This is a genomic window from Fibrobacter sp. UWEL (assembly GCF_900142535.1).
Classification (GTDB): domain Bacteria; phylum Fibrobacterota; class Fibrobacteria; order Fibrobacterales; family Fibrobacteraceae; genus Fibrobacter.
In genome coordinates, this window is record NZ_FRBE01000016.1 from 21861 (window position 1) to 37084 (window position 15224).

Annotated in this window: 9 protein-coding genes; 6 read left to right on the top strand and 3 right to left on the bottom strand. The window is 52.4% G+C overall.

Going from position 1 to position 15224, the window contains the following annotated elements; genetic code table 11:
* Window position 1: 1 nt before the first annotated feature.
* From BUB59_RS10700 to BUB59_RS10710, 3 genes are read right to left on the bottom strand one after another with little or no spacing between them, the layout of a single operon-like run.
* Window positions 2–949, bottom strand: a complete 948-nt coding sequence (locus BUB59_RS10700; protein ID WP_073229763.1) for a M23 family metallopeptidase — start codon at window positions 947–949, stop codon at window positions 2–4.
* 3 nt (window positions 950–952) lie between these two features.
* The gene (locus tag BUB59_RS10705) at window positions 953–1657 is read right to left on the bottom strand and encodes an STAS domain-containing protein (protein ID WP_083540289.1); all 705 of its coding nucleotides are present in this window, start codon (window positions 1655–1657) and stop codon (window positions 953–955) included.
* A 40-nt stretch (window positions 1658–1697) separates the two neighbouring features.
* Complete coding sequence (locus BUB59_RS10710; protein WP_073229767.1) at window positions 1698–2939, bottom strand: PorV/PorQ family protein; 1242 nt, start codon at window positions 2937–2939, stop codon at window positions 1698–1700.
* Between the two features lie 58 nt (window positions 2940–2997).
* On the opposite strand from BUB59_RS10710, the gene BUB59_RS10715 reads away from it, so the two are divergent.
* From BUB59_RS10715 to BUB59_RS10740, 6 genes are all read left to right on the top strand, one after another.
* Complete coding sequence (locus BUB59_RS10715) at window positions 2998–3894, top strand: tyrosine-type recombinase/integrase (RefSeq protein ID WP_073229770.1); 897 nt, start codon at window positions 2998–3000, stop codon at window positions 3892–3894.
* A gap of 81 nt (window positions 3895–3975) precedes the next feature.
* Window positions 3976–6888 carry a DNA polymerase I gene (gene polA, locus BUB59_RS10720; RefSeq protein WP_073229772.1) on the top strand — a complete coding sequence of 971 codons (2913 nt, stop codon included), beginning with the start codon at window positions 3976–3978 and terminating at the stop codon, window positions 6886–6888.
* A gap of 317 nt (window positions 6889–7205) precedes the next feature.
* Window positions 7206–8762, top strand: a complete 1557-nt coding sequence (locus BUB59_RS10725; protein ID WP_073229774.1) for a cellulase family glycosylhydrolase — start codon at window positions 7206–7208, stop codon at window positions 8760–8762.
* 147 nt (window positions 8763–8909) lie between these two features.
* A complete protein-coding gene (locus BUB59_RS10730; RefSeq protein ID WP_083540290.1) occupies window positions 8910–10595 on the top strand; it encodes a cellulase family glycosylhydrolase in 1686 nt (561 codons plus the stop codon).
* A 294-nt stretch (window positions 10596–10889) separates the two neighbouring features.
* The gene (locus BUB59_RS10735) at window positions 10890–12962 is read left to right on the top strand and encodes a glycoside hydrolase family 5 protein (protein WP_073229778.1); all 2073 of its coding nucleotides are present in this window, start codon (window positions 10890–10892) and stop codon (window positions 12960–12962) included.
* Between the two features lie 193 nt (window positions 12963–13155).
* Entirely contained in the window at window positions 13156–15210 is a 2055-nt protein-coding gene (locus tag BUB59_RS10740) for a glycoside hydrolase family 5 protein (protein WP_073229780.1), read from the top strand.
* The last annotated feature ends 14 nt before the right edge of the window (window positions 15211–15224 follow it).

A 15224-nucleotide genomic window follows, 5' to 3' on the forward strand; every position in this document is an offset into this window, starting at 1 on the left:
CTTACGGCTTCCTTTCCACGGTCTTTGAGAGTGCGCCTTCAAAGGCTGCAATCTCCTTGTCGGTAAAAGGATATGCTTCCGCATAAAAATCCTTCCAGCGGACAAAGTGACCATTCTCCCGAACGGAGAGATAGAATACAGAGCTGTCCATAGGGGCTAGTCTGCCGATGGGCATGTCCACCTTAACCACATCCCCAACCTTCAGGGAATCATTTCCAAGTCCCATCCCGGAAGTCTTGCTGGAGATATTATTTCCGTGATCCAATTCCACGAAGTATCCCAGGGAATCCTTCCCCAGGTCAAGAACGCGACCCGGCAGGACAGCATAAATGGGAGCCTCCCCTGCACCGCGGAAAACATCCATAGCGATCAGGGATTCCTGGCCTTCAAAGTCAAAGCCCTCGGTAATAGCCAAGGCGGACCATTCCAAAGGCATATGCGGACAAACCCCAGGGAAACGGCAACCATCACTGGGAGAGTTCCCCTTGCGGATCCAGACATAGCTGGAATCCTGTTTCATCACATGATAGAAGTATTCCCTTTGGGCATCCTGGAAAAGAACAACGAGAGGATTGGAAAAATCCTTGACCTTGGCTACCCAGAAAATTTCGGGAGACTGGACCTTCCTGATGGAGGAAAGATAACGAAGGAAGGGGTCCGGAAGAATCAGGGAATCAGGATCCTGCAACAACCAGTGACACTGGCCCAGGCTGTCGTTAACCGCGGTGGGAGTTCCGCCAGTAGCTACACAGCGACTATCCCAGGTTTCTACGACCACTTCAGGTTCGTTTCCCGGCAGTGGAAGCGCATTGGCAATTTTAGTAGGAAGACCAGACCAATATACGGCAAAAGCGGCTATGGCAACAATCAGCAGCCTAAGCAAAGGGAACTTATGTTGAGGATTAATGGGCTTACGCTTGCCCTTATATTCCTTAAATTCAACAGCCATCGATTACTTGATGTAGAAGAAGGCCAGCGTTGCACCTACAGCAATCAACAGGAGAAGAACAACCACAATGACCGTTTTTGCCGAAGAAGGTTCTTCGTCGAACGGGACGTCCAGGCCCTTCTTCTGCTGCTTATCCTCTTCCTTGGGGATTGCGTTAAAGCTCTTGGTAAATCTGCGGTGACTACCGGTGGGGCGAGATGTGGGCGGAACGATTCTGGTTTCTTCCAGGGAACCTGCGGCATTCTGAGAAGAGACGCTTTGGGTCGGTTCGTTCTGAATGGAAACGTTCTGAGAGGCAACCGCGGCTACAGGAGCAGCATCTTCCTCTGCTACAGCAGGCTGTTCGGAAGGATTCTGGACCTGGAGAGAGTAAGACATCATGTCTTCTTCGGAGGCGAGAATCTGGAAGCGCTTATCCAAGCCCGCTTTCTTGAGGCCATCGATAATAATCTTGTTGCTGGTAAGAAGAGCGAACTGACCGCCACGGCTTTCCATTTCTTCCTGGAACTGGATGAAGGCGTTATAGGCGTCGCTGTAGACGAAATCCAGGCCAGAAAGATCTACGGCGAGGAACTTTTCGTCAGATTTTTCGCTGAGAAGTTCTAGAACATCCTTTTTGAATTGTTCAGCATCAAAGGCCCCAATCGGATTCAACGGGGCACACAACAAGTCAAAAATTCCAACTTCTCTATAATTCTTAACAGCCATACGTCAAATATAACTTAAAAAAGGGTCAAACGAAACGGACTTACTCCAAAACCTCGTCATCAGACTCGATGATTACCGGCTTATTTACCGATTCTTCCGGTTCTTCTAGAACAACCCCCTGACTTGCATCCGATTCAGAAGCCATTTCCTGAACTGACTCCGTTTCCTGGATTTCCACCCCAGATTCCTCCATAGAATCATTTTCTTCCGGTTCTTCCGTCAGGCGAGTGCGCTTGGGAACGTAAGCCTCGGGAGTACCAGCCTTGGGCTTGTTGGAGAACAAGTAGGGACTGATACTTACGCTAACGCGATGTACGGGAGAAAGGGTGGGATGAGACTCGAATGCATAATCAATCTTCAGGAACTTAGCAATGGTAAGACCTGCACCTGCAGTCACGCTCTGGAAGGTAGTAAAGCTGCTCAAGCCCGCACGAAGGGAGAGCCCGAAGTCAAAATTGAATTCAATACCGCCCTTACCGCCGGAAAGCCAGTCCAGAGGATCTTCCCAAAGTCTGGCACCCACGTCTTCATCCGTCTCGAAAGTCATTGCTCTGGATTCTTCGTGGAACAATCCCGCACCTTGCCAATAAAACGCTAGCTTACCGTACAGGTAGGGTACCGGAACAGAATAAGTGGCAGCCAGGTAAACTTCGGGAGAAGTGTATTCAAACTCGCCAGATTCCCAGGTGGTGGCAGAAGAGGTCCACCCCTTCAGAAGTCCGGACACATAAAGGCGTTCAATGACCTTGTAACGGAGGCCAGCGTCACCACGGAAGCCCCAGCCACTCTGGTCCATATCACGATAAATACCGTGGAAGGAAACGCCCAAATCGATACGGTCCGTCAGGCGGCGGCCCCAGGAAACGGAGAATACATAATCCGCAATGGACAGCGTGTTATAGATATCGCCTTCGGGAAGAGGCTCCCCTTCCTTGATGTAGGGAATGTCATTTGCGCCATAGCGGCCGAAGGACACGCCCAGGCCCTGACCTTCACCCAGAGGCATAACCCCGGAAGCGAAATCATAGCGAGTATCTTCGTAGTATTCCGTATGGGACAGGCTAGCCCAGCCATAATTCACGTTGGCCAGCTGGTAGGGATTGGACAAAAGCCCCAGGTAATCCCCGTCAATTGCCATAGTGGCAGAGCCAAGAGCCGCAGAACGTGCACCCGGTTCAATATTGAAAGTTTCGTTGGCACCAGACACTCTGTCCAAGGCAAAAGCATGGGCAACAACAAGCAGTACGCTAGAAAAAATAACGCTGGAAAGTCTAGATGTCATATCTTGGCAAACAAGATAGATTATTTTTGTTTTTAAAACCTGGGGATGGCCCTGTAAAATGATTCTTTCAGAATATATCCAGCAATTTCTTACGTATTTGACGTCCCAACGTCGTTTTTCCGTACGTACGGAAGATACTTACAGAAAGTCCCTGACGAAGTTCATGGAACATCTGGGAGATGAAAACGCCCCGCTGGAAAGCTTTACGGAAGCAAACGTAAAAGGCTTCGTGTGGGACTTGAAAATCAAGCAGCAGCTTGCTCCCACCAGCATTTGCGAACACCTGGCCGCCTTAAAAAGTTTCGGCAAGTACCTGGTACGAAGCCTGGTCCTGAAGAGTAATCCCGCGGGAAACGTTCCCATGCCCAAGCGCCCCAAAAGGTTGGTATCCTTCTTGAGCCAGAAGGACTTAGGCGAAGAGAAGTTCCCCGAAATCGAGAACCCCACGTTGCCGCAAGCCCGCGCTCGCCTTCTGCTGGAGCTGATTTATGGTTCCGGCCTGCGAATTTCCGAATGCCAGAGCTTGCACTGGAACCAGATTCAGGCCAGCCAGCACCTAGTGCGAGTGATTGGTAAAGGCAACAAGGAACGAATCGTCCCCGTTACAGACGCACTCCTGAACCGCATTGAAGAATTCAGGCAGTTGCAGACAAAAGCGGGACACCCCATGACAGCTACAGGACTTGTGTTCTTGAGCGGGGACGGAAAGCCCTTCGGCCTCCGGACTTTACGGGACGACATCCACAATCTCCTGCGGGAAATCGGCTGGGAAGGAAAGGCAAGCCCCCACGTACTCCGCCATAGTTTCGCCACCCACCTGCTGGAAAACGGCGCAGAAATCATGAGCGTCAAGGAAATGCTGGGCCACGAAAATATTTCCACCACCCAAGTCTACACCCACGTCAGCGCAGAACGCCTGCGGGAAGCCTTCAAGAAGACGCACCCAAGAGCTTAGTATGAGTTATGAGTTATGAGTTACGAGTTTTGAATTATGAGGATGATGGACGAAGGGTGAACATATTTCTACATTCGCATTATGGCTGAAAAAACCTTACTTTTGCTTGACTCCTACGCATTAGCGTTCCGCATGTTCTATGCCTACTCCCAGAACCCGCTGAAAAACAGCGCGGGCGAAGACGTGTCCATGATGCACGGCTACTGGGGCGCCGTCCTGAGGATTCTCGCCAAGCATCAGCCTACTCATTTTGCAATCGCCCGAGACGTGGCCCACACCAAGACTTTCCGCCACGAATTGTATCCGGATTACAAGGCCAATCGCGGCCCCATGCCCGAAGAAATGGCAGCCCAGATGCCTCTCCTTGGCGAATCCCTTGCCGCCAGCGGAATCCCGCTCTTGTCGGAACCGGGATACGAAGCAGACGACGTCATGGCAAGTACTGCCGTAGCCGCCGCAGAAGCAGGCTTCGACCGCATTCTGATTATCAGTAAAGACAAGGACATGAGCCAGATCGTGAACGACAAGATTCACCTGTTCCATCTGGAAAAAGGCGCCGACGGCATTGACTTCGGCCCGGATCAGGTTCTTGAAAAGTACGGCTTGCCGCCGGAAAAAATCCGTGACTATTTGGCCCTGATGGGAGACGCCAGCGATAACGTTCCTGGCGTACCGAAGGTTGGTCCCAAGACCGCCATTACGCTGTTGGAAGAATACGGCGACATGGACAACATCTACGCCAACATCGATAACATCAAGAAGAAAGGCCTTCACGACAATCTGGCCAACAATAAGGAACAGGCATTCCTCAGCCGCGAACTGGTCACCCTCCAGACCAAGCGTGCCTTCAACGGCAGCCTGGACGCCCTGGAATACACAGGCATTCATGTAGACACCTTGGCCGACATGTTCAAGGAACACGAGATCAACAGCCTGCTGAGACTATTGGAAAAGATACCCAGCAAGACCGGTTTCGTTAAGGGTTCTGAAAATGAATCTGGCACAGAGAGCGCAGGCGAATCCGGTTCGGAAAGCGTCCAAGGCGCAGGCGTGACCCGTGCAGATTTTGACATGCCCAAGGACGTCTTGCCCACCTACATTTGCGTGGATTCCGCTGAAGTCTTTGAACAGATGAAAGCAGAGTTTGCAGCGGCTCCCCTCATTGGAGTGGACACGGAAACCGACGGATTGGATCCTATGCAGTGCGGCCTTGTGGGACTGTGCATTGCCGCCGTTGACGCAAGCGAGAGCGTCGTCGACGCTGAAAGCAAGCGCACCGACTATACGGTTAGCAAGGGTTATTACATTCCCCTGAACCATCGGGATGAAATCGGATTCCCGCAGCCCGTAGCAAAGGGCGGAAACTTCGATATCAACCTGGTGAAGGAATGGTTCGTTGATTTTTTCAGCAAGGTCCCCGAGCCTGCCGAGGGTCCGACGCGCGCCTTCGTTTTCCATAACGCAAAGTTCGACTTGCACGTTCTGGCTCGAGCATTCGGTCTGACACAGCAGCAGATTGATAACGCCAACATCATCGACACCCTCATTGCCGCATGGATGTTAAGCCCCGGCGAAAACGGCCTCGGTTTGGACAATCAAGTGATGCAAAAGCTGCAGCACGAAATGATTCCCATCGAGAATCTTATTGGCCGCGGCAAGAGCCAGATTACTTTCGACCGCACACCGATTGCAGCCGCCACCGAGTATGGTGCAGAAGATGCAGTTTATACCTTACGCCTGTGGGCACCCCTACAGAAGCAGTTACAGAAATACGACTACGAGAAGTATTTCTACCAGCAGGAAATGCCTTTGCTGAAGGTGCTATACCAGATGGAATCCGTAGGCATCGCGGTCAACGTTCCCAGCTTGAAAACTCTGGAATTTGAACTGCAGCGTCGCATTGAAAATCTTGAAAAAGACATTTGTGACATGGCGGGAACGGAATTCAACATCGGAAGCCCCAAGCAATTGGCCGAGGTCATGTTCGACACCCTAGGTTTGCGTGAAGTGAAAAAACGTAGTACCGACGCAACCGTCCTGGAAGAACTGTTCTATGAGACTGCAAGTCCCTTCGTAGCCTCCGTCATTGAATATCGCGAATTGAAGAAGATGCAGAGTACCTACGTGAGCGTTTTGCCCACTCTGGTCAATCCCGAGACCAAGCGTATTCATACCAGCTTTATCCAGTGGGGTACAGCAACAGGCCGCCTCTCCAGCCGTGATCCCAACCTGCAGAACATTCCCGTTCGTAGCGACTTGGGCAAGAAAATTCGCGCAGCCTTCGTCCCGCAGAATCCGGACAACGTGATTCTCGCCGTAGACTACTCTCAGATTGAATTGAGAATGCTGGCTCACTTGAGTGGTGACGAAGCCCTCATCGATTCTTACCGCAACAACATTGATATTCATGCCCGTACCGCGGCGGCTATTTACGGTGTACCGCTGGAAAACGTCACCAGCGATATGCGTCGCGACGCCAAGGTAGTGAACTTCGGCGTTCTTTACGGTATGACCGCCTTCCGCCTCTCTCGCGACTTGAAAATTCCCATGGGTCAGGCCAAGGATTTTATTACGGGCTACTTCGATATGTTCCAGGGCGTTCAGATGTTCATCGAAAGCACCAAGGCCAACGCCCATCGCGACGGTTACGTGGAGACCCTCTCAGGACGCCGCCGCTACATCGCAGGTATCGACAGCTCCGACCGCATGGAATCCCAGATGGCAGAACGTATGGCAGTAAACACTCCCGTGCAGGGCAGTGCCGCGGACCTCATCAAGATTGCCATGATCCGCATCCAGAAGAGAATCAACGACGAAGCCCTGCCTCTGAAGATGATGCTCCAGGTTCACGACGAACTGGTCTTCGAATGTCCCCGCGACCGCGTTGAAGAACTCTCCGCCATGGTAAAGTCCGAAATGGAAAACGCCATGAAGTTGCAAGTTCCTTTAGTAGCCAGCGTCGGCTTCGGCGAAAACTGGCTGATTGCCCATTAAACCATCCAAATGATTTTTTAAACACAAGAGGAAACCTATGGCAGATCAAAATCCTAAGAAAATGTCTCCCAAAGTGGCAATTGCATTGATTATCGGCATAATCATCGTTTGCAACGCCATTGTGATTATCGGTAGCCAGCTGAGCCACTAACAAGTCCCGTTTCAGCACAAATCATTGTAATTTCTTCAAATCTTTTTTCAAGAGCAGACGTTTCATAAGAACGTTTGCTCCATTTTTTATATAGATTACACATCGGTGATTTGGTCCTTCGTATTGGTGGTACGAGGGGTGTTTAGGAAAAATTTAGAGGACCATTATGAAAAAACTGCTTTTGGGCGCAGCTTTCGCATGCGCATTCGGCTTGTTAAACGCAGCCACACTCCCCAAGGCAACTGAAATTTACCCCAACATGGGTCTGGGCTGGAACCTGGGCAACACCATGGAAGTTCCCAAGGATCCTACCGCCTGGGGTAACGTTGTTCCGTCTGCAGACGTCATCAAGGCGGTGAAGCTGGCGGGTTTCAATACCATCCGCATTCCCTGCGCCTGGAATTCCCACGCAAGCAACGGCACCATTGACGCAACCTGGCTCGCAACCGTAAAGGGAGTGGTGGACGCCGCCATTTCTTACGGTATGTATGTCTTGCTAAACAGCCATTGGGACGAAGGCTGGCTGGAAGACCACGTATTCGATGGCCAGGGCTACGACAAGACGGGCCTCGTCAGCAATTCCGCCACACAGTTGGCCGCTAAACAGAGCAGCTACTGGAAGCAGATTGCAGACTACTTCAAGGACTACGACGAACACCTGATTTTCGCCAGCGCCAACGAGCCCGGCGTCAACGATCCCTGGCAAGCAAACGGACAGTGGGCTTTTACCAATGAAAGAATGCAGGTTCTCAAGTCCTATCACGAAGCCTGCATCAAGGCGGTCCGTAACAGCGGCGGAAACAACGCCACCCGCACCATCATCGTACAGATGCCCCGCACCGAAATTGAAAACAGCGACATGCTGGCTAACAGCTACCCCACGGACCCGGCAGGCTCTGGATACACCATGGCCGAGGCTCACTTTTACCCCTACCAGTTCGCCTTTATGGAAAAAGACGAAAGCTGGGGCAAGGTTTACTATTACTGGGAAAGCGAAACCACTGGCGATGCAAACCGCACCTGCAGCGGCAACGCCACTGGTTCCAAGAACTTTATCGAATCCCAGTTCAGCAAGCTGGAAAACACCTTCGTGAAGAAGGGCATTCCCGTGGTCATCGGTGAAATGGGCATCAACAAGCGCTACAGCCGCGTAGGTCAATCCGACTTCAATCTGGATAAGCACCTGAGGGCAGTTGCCGCCTGGTACGGCTATACCGTGGGTTCCGCGAAAAAGCACGGCCTGGTACCCTGCGTGTGGGACACGGGCTACGAACGTAAAACCGGTGGCGACGGCGATGGGGACATGACCATTATCCGTCGCCAGGCAAAGTACGGTAGCGACCTGGGTGCCATCGTGGACACCGCCACCATGAACGCCATGAAGCGCAGTTTTGGTGTAGGCGAAGTAGTGTTACCCCCCATCGTGCAGACCACCGTTTCCAGCAGCTCCGTGCAGCCGGCAGCCTCTAGCTCCAGCAACCAACAGGTTCCACCGATGGTCCTCGACGCCACAACGCAATCCCCCAGGGCCTCCCTCACCCGTCAGGGCAACCTGCTGGTGGCACAGGGTAACCGCGCTGAAATCCGCCTCTTCGACATGAACGGCAACCTGATTCGCGCAGTTCGCTCCACCTCCAATGCAACCCTCAGCCTCACCGGCCTGAGCAACGGAATGTATATCGCCAAGAGCGGTTCCACCACTCTAAAGGTCAAAATCAAGTAAATTCGCCATTTTTTAAAAGAAACCGCAAATTTACATCTGTTGAAAGTTCCGCACCACTTATCCGTGGGGCGGACTTTTTTTGTGAACGTTCCACATTCCACGCCTTTATATTTATGTTCGGTGATTTGGAAAAACATAAGGGATGATATGAAAAAATTGATGTTTGGCGCCGCACTGGCTTGCGCATTCGGCCTCGCTCAGGCAGAACTCCCCTCCGCAGCAAGTATTCAAAAGAATATGGGCATGGGTTACAATATCGGAAACTCCATGGAAGTGCCCAACGATCCCACCGGATGGGGCAATCCCTATCCCACCCAGGCCCTGCTGGATTCCATCAAGGCAGCTGGTTTCAACACCGTCCGTATCCCCTGCGCCTGGGATTCCCATACACAGAACGGCAAGATTACCGAAACTTGGCTGGACTCCGTGAAGACGGTGGTGGATTACGCCATGCGTAATGGCCTCTACACCATCCTGAACATCCATCACGAAGGTCAAGGCGGTTGGTTCCAGACCCATATGTCCACCTACAAGGACAACACTCTTGACACCAAGATGAAGAACTATTGGACCCAGATTGCAGACAAGTTCAAGAATTACGACGAACATCTGATTTTTGCAGGCGCCAACGAACCGGGCGAAGGCCAGGAAGGTCTTACCTGGACAAGCCAGCACGCCCAGGTTTTGATGGGCTACTATCAGACATTTATTGATGCCGTCCGCGCTACAGGCGGAAATAACGGCACCCGCACCTTGATTATTCAGGGTCTCCAGACCGATATCGACAAGTCCGACAGCCTCGCACCCGTCAGCATTTTCCCCAAGGACAAGGTATCCGGCCGCCTCATGTTCGAGGTACATTTTTACGGTCCCTATCAGTATGTGCTCATGACTAGTAAACAGACCTGGGGAGACAAGGAAATCTTGCCCCAATATTACTACGGAGACTACCAGAAGGCTAGCGAGCCCAAGCGCAACTGCGGTTACAACGCTTGGGCAAACGCCGTCGATTCTGAACAGGCAGGGATCGGCTTTCCTAACAAGCAATTCGCAAAAATGAAAGCCCATTATGTGGACAAGGGCTACCCCGTCATTATCGGCGAATTCGGCTCCCTGTACCGTTCTCCGGAATTGAGTGGTTCCGACCTGGAACTCCATAAGAAAGGACGAATCCAGTGGCATAAGGATGTGGTTACCGCCGCCAAGAACAATGGTGTCACCCCCATTCTCTGGGACATGGGCAACGAGGCTGCCGAATACGACAACATGGCCTACATCCGCCGCCAGACAAACAAGTTCGGCGGCCAGATGGGCAACGTAATCGAACCGGAAATCATCAACGCCATGCGCGGCGTTTACGGTATGGGAACCTACAATAATACCGGCGTTACCCATACGGAAGCCTTTATTCCCGGCAGCGGCGTGCCGGTTATTGGCGGTTCAGCAACACCGGATATTTCCAGCAGTTCCGTCACCATATCCTCTAGCTCCGTGCAGCCAGTCGTTTCAAGTTCTAGCATCGCTGTTTCCAGCAGTTCTGTGCAGCCGGTTGTTTCTAGCAGTTCTGTTGCACCCGTGGTTACCAGTTCCAGCAGCGAGGCTATCCTGGGAATCCTTGCCCCGCAGGTGGCAAACGCAACCCTTACCCGCCAGGGCAATATGCTGGTAGCACAGGACAATCGCGCTTCCATCCGTCTCTTCGACATGAACGGCAATCTGATTCGTGAAGTTCGCGCCCTCTCCAACAAGGCAATCTTGAGCCTTGCAGGTCTCCGCAAGGGATCCTACATCGCCAAGAGCGGAAATCAGGTCCTGAAGGTTTCCGTGAAGTAAATTTTCAACGCGCTAAAAAAAAGATACTCTCATCCAGACAAACCAGAAATCCGGGCGGCAACGTCCGGATTTCTTCTTTTTCGTCAAAAAACACAAGTTTTATTATCTCAGCGGGGTATCAAAAGCCTCCTCTTTCGATGTAAATTTTCATTAACATCCGTTGAACATATTGCACCGCTATTTTACAACATCACGTTTAATTTGATCCTAAACAAGGCTTTCCTATTTAACTTTATTAACGGTTGTTTGGTTCCTTTGGGTTGGAAACGGGAATTTTCCCGTCAAAGGAGCAATATGAATTATTCTAGACTTTTGGGCCTTACTGCAGGTCTCAGCCTCATGGCTGGCGTTTCCGCCTTTGCCGCTTTCCCCAAATCCGCCGATCTCGTCACAAAGATGGGTTTTGGTTTTAACATCGGCAACTCCATGGAAGTGCCTAATGACCCCACCGGTTGGGGCAACCCCTTCCCCACCAAGGATTTGATGGATTCCATCAAGGCAGCAGGTTTCTCCACCGTTCGTATTCCCTGCGCATGGGATTCCCACGCACCGGGCGGCGTCATTACCGAAACCTGGCTGGACTCCGTAAAGACCGTTGTGGATTACGCCATCGCTAACCAGCTTTATGTCGTTTTGAACATCCATCACGAAGGTGAAGGCGGCTGGTTCCAGACTCACATCGACGAAACCGTGGACAACACCGTCGATACCAAGATGAAGAATTACTGGACCCAGATTGCAACGAAGTTCGCTGCTTACGACGAACACCTGATTTTCGCAGGCGCCAACGAACCGGGTTCCAACCTGGGCGACAAGTGGACCGCAAACCATGTGTCCACCTTGATGCACTACTACCAGACTTTCATCAACGCAGTTCGTGCCGTTCCCGGTAACGAAACCCGCACCTTGATCATTCAGGGTTTGAACACAGACATCGACAAGTCCGTAAAGAGCGCTCCGGTGACCGTATTCCCCACCGACACCCAGACCGGCTACCTGATGTTCGAAGTGCATTACTATGATCCGTACCAGTACACCCTCATGTACGAAGAACAGGATTGGGGCGCACCGAACAACGAAAAGATTATTCCCCAGTACTTCTATGGTGCAGACTTCCTGAGCACCACCGAACCCAAGCGCAACGCTGGTTATAACGCCTGGGCAGGTTCTGTGGACGCTGCCTACTACACCGAAAAGCATGTGAATACCCAGTTCGCCAAGATGAAGAGCAACTATGCCGACAAGGGCTATCCTGTTCTCATCGGTGAATTCGGCGCCAACATCCGTACTCCGGATCTGGACGGTGCTGATCTGGAAAAGCACCTGAAGGGTCGTGTCCAGTGGCACAAGGACGTTGCCGCTGCCGCCAAGAAGTACGGTGTGGTCCCTGTTCTTTGGGACATGGGTAACGAAAGCACCGATGGTTACGACAACATGGCCTATATCCGCCGTCAGTCCGCTCCTGTGGGCAAGATTGTGGACGCAGACGCCATCAACGCCATCCGCGAAGCATTCAATATGACCGCTGTGATCGGCGGCGGCACCACTCCTGTAATTCAGGCTGGTGACAAGGCTCTCCACGTCACTTACAAGACTGTTCAATCCGACTCTTCCGAAGCAGGTACGGTACGTATTGACCTGGGCGGTAAGGACTGGTCTCAGTATGTTGCAATCTCCTTCGACATGCGTGTAGCCGGCGAATCTGCAGGTCCTTGCCTGGATCAGACCCGCGACGGTTGTGCTGAATACGGCTGGGCAAGCGTTTCCCTGTTCAACATGTCCGGCGAATGGGACTGGAAGGAAGTGAGCCTGGGTAACGTTGAAGACCTTGGCCTCCTGGACAACTACAAGATTGCTTTCGGTGCTACCGGCATGGCCATTACCGATCCTACCGACATGAAGGCCATCGGCATTAACCTTTACGGCACTCAGTTCACCGGCGACATGTATCTGGACAACATGCTCCTGTGGAAGGCCGACGGTACTGCAGACACCCTGAACAACTTCAACAAGAAGGGCGCAAGCTACGGTGGTATTGCAAAGGGATCTCTCATCCAGGCAAACGCAACCGGCGACTGGGGCGTCACCACTACTCCGAGCACCGCCATCAAGCCCACTGCAACCGCATCTCGCAAGATGCAGGTTTCCATCCAGCAGGGTCTGGTGAACACCACCTTCCACTCTCCCAGAGCTTCTCAGGCTAGCGTCATGCTGCTGAACACCCTGGGTCAGGAAGTGGCCGCAAAGCACTTTACCGCTATGCCGGGCTCCAACAGCGTGCAGCTCTCCACCAACTACCGCGGTGCAGCAGTGCTGATCGTGAAGCAGGGTAAGGTCGCCTACTCCAAGCGAGTCATCCTGAAGTAAAATTCTTCAAGATTAACCGTTTTGTTGAGAAATCCGTCCCATTTTGGGATGGATTTCTTCGTTTTTAAGCAAAAAACGCCACCACACCCGTTGAGATTTTTACACCACATATTACAACGTGGAATACGTTTTTCGAAACATATCTCCATCCGGAGTATAAATTCATTAGTGCAATAATCTTAACGAGGTGTTTATGGTTTTGAAAAATTTCTTCGGTCTTGCCTGTGGTTTTGGCCTCATGGCTGCCACTAGCGCATTCGCACTTCCCAAGTCCGCAGATCTCGTAGCAGACATGGGCATGGGTTACAACATCGGTAATACCATGGAAGCCCCCGGTAATCCCACCATCTGGGGTAACGATTTCCCCACAGCCGAATACGTCAAGGCTATCAAGGCTGCAGGCTTTAACTCCGTCCGCATTCCCTGCGCCTGGGATTCTCACGCATCCAATGGCGTGATCAATGCCGGCTGGCTGGATTCCGTCAAGACCGTCGTGGACATGGTCGTTGGCGAAGGCATGTACGCCGTGCTGAACTCCCACTGGGATGGCGGCTGGCTGGAAGACCACGTCTTTGATGGCGCAGGCTACGACAAGAATGGCGCAACCACCAACAGTGCAGCCACCGTGGCAGCAACGCAAGAAGCCTACTGGGGCCAGATTGCGGCCAAGTTCGCCGAATACGATGAACATCTGATTTTTGCATCTGCCAACGAACCGGGCGTTAACGACCCGTGGATGGATGGCGGTACCGACAACGGCCAGTGGGGTTTTGATGCCGCCCGTATGAAGGTTCTGCGTCAGTACCACGAAGCCTGCCTGAAGGCAGTCCGTAACGCCGGCGGCAACAACGCCACCCGTACCGTGGTGGTGCAGATGCCCCGTACCGAAATTGACAAGTATGAACTTTTGGCAAGTGATTATCCTACCGACCCCGCTGGCGAAGGCTACACCATGGCCGAAGCCCACTACTATCCGTATCAGTTCTCCCTCATGACTGAAGACGCTACCTGGGGTAAGTGCTTCTACTATTTCGACGGAATGGGTTCTACCACCGACACACCTCATAACATGGGTTCCAGCGCAACCACCTTGGGCACCAAGCTCTATACCGAAGCTCAGTTCACAAAGCTTGAAACCGCCTTCGGTAGCAAGGGTATTCCCGTAATCATCGGCGAATTCGGTGCAGTCAAGCGCCTCGAAGAAATCACCGGCGATAACCTGGGCCTCCACCTGAAGGGTCGTGCAGCCTGGTACGGTTCCGTGGCAAAGTCCGCCAAGGCTCACAACATCGTGACCTTCGCATGGGATACTGGCGATGAAGGCAATGGCAACATGACCATCATCCGTCGCCAGACCAAGAAATACGGCGGAAAGGTCGGTGACATCGTCGACATCGAAACTCTGAATGCCCTGCGTGCCGAATATAGCTTGGCAGCTCTTGAAGGACATTCCGTTATCGATTCCCTGGTCGCAGCAAGCAAGGACGATTCCAACAAGATGTTGTCCATTACCTACACCACTACCGGTCGCACCGACTCCAGCGAAGTGGGCACCATGCGTATTGACCTGGGCGGCAAGAATTGGAGCAAGTATATAGGCATTCAGTTTGATGCAGAAATCGACATTGCCAACGGCGGCCCCCTGGACGGCGAAACCTATGGTTGGGAAAGCGCATCCGTTTTCGCAATGACAGGTTCCTCCTGGACATGGCATGACTACAACCTGGATATCGAAGCAGGCAAGGCAACCTATAAGGTGATGTTCGAAGACATGTCCAACGATTTCAACGCATCTTCCGTGAACGCCATCGGCCTGAACATCTACGGCACCCTGGTTACTGGAACCGTCAAGATGGACAACCTGATGCTTATCAAGAAGGACGGCACCCTTGAAGTCCTCAACGACTTCAACAAGAAGACCCCCACTCTGGAAGGCATTGCAGAAGGCAAGCTGGTTGCATCCACCTTTGCAGCCCCCATCACCGCCATCAAGCCTGCAGCCATCGCAGCAAGCAAGATGTTCGTGAACGTCCAGCAGGGCTTCGTGAACGCCACCTTCCCCGCACAGGCAAACGTTCAGGGCAAGGCCATGATCATGAACACCATGGGTCAGGTCATTGCTAGCGAAAGCTTCGTGACCCGCTCCGGCAACAACACCGTTCAGCTGAAGGCCAACTACCGCGGCGCCGCCATGCTCATCATCAAGCAGGGCAGCCAGGTATACAGCCAGAAGGTGATTCTGAAGTAAAGACCGCAGGCCCT

Bases quoted from the DNA above. Each gene is read 5' to 3' on its own strand.
- BUB59_RS10710 (WP_073229767.1), bottom strand. From the start codon at position 2,939: ATGACATCTAGACTTTCCAGCGTTATTTTTTCTAGCGTACTGCTTGTT.
- BUB59_RS10715 (WP_073229770.1), top strand. From the start codon at position 2,998: ATGATTCTTTCAGAATATATCCAGCAATTTCTTACGTATTTGACGTCC.
- BUB59_RS10725 (WP_073229774.1), top strand. From the start codon at position 7,206: ATGAAAAAACTGCTTTTGGGCGCAGCTTTCGCATGCGCATTCGGCTTG.
- BUB59_RS10700 (WP_073229763.1), bottom strand. From the start codon at position 949: ATGGCTGTTGAATTTAAGGAATATAAGGGCAAGCGTAAGCCCATTAAT.
- BUB59_RS10735 (WP_073229778.1), top strand. From the start codon at position 10,890: ATGAATTATTCTAGACTTTTGGGCCTTACTGCAGGTCTCAGCCTCATG.
- polA (WP_073229772.1), top strand. From the start codon at position 3,976: ATGGCTGAAAAAACCTTACTTTTGCTTGACTCCTACGCATTAGCGTTC.
- BUB59_RS10740 (WP_073229780.1), top strand. From the start codon at position 13,156: ATGGTTTTGAAAAATTTCTTCGGTCTTGCCTGTGGTTTTGGCCTCATG.
- BUB59_RS10730 (WP_083540290.1), top strand. From the start codon at position 8,910: ATGAAAAAATTGATGTTTGGCGCCGCACTGGCTTGCGCATTCGGCCTC.
- BUB59_RS10705 (WP_083540289.1), bottom strand. From the start codon at position 1,657: ATGGCTGTTAAGAATTATAGAGAAGTTGGAATTTTTGACTTGTTGTGT.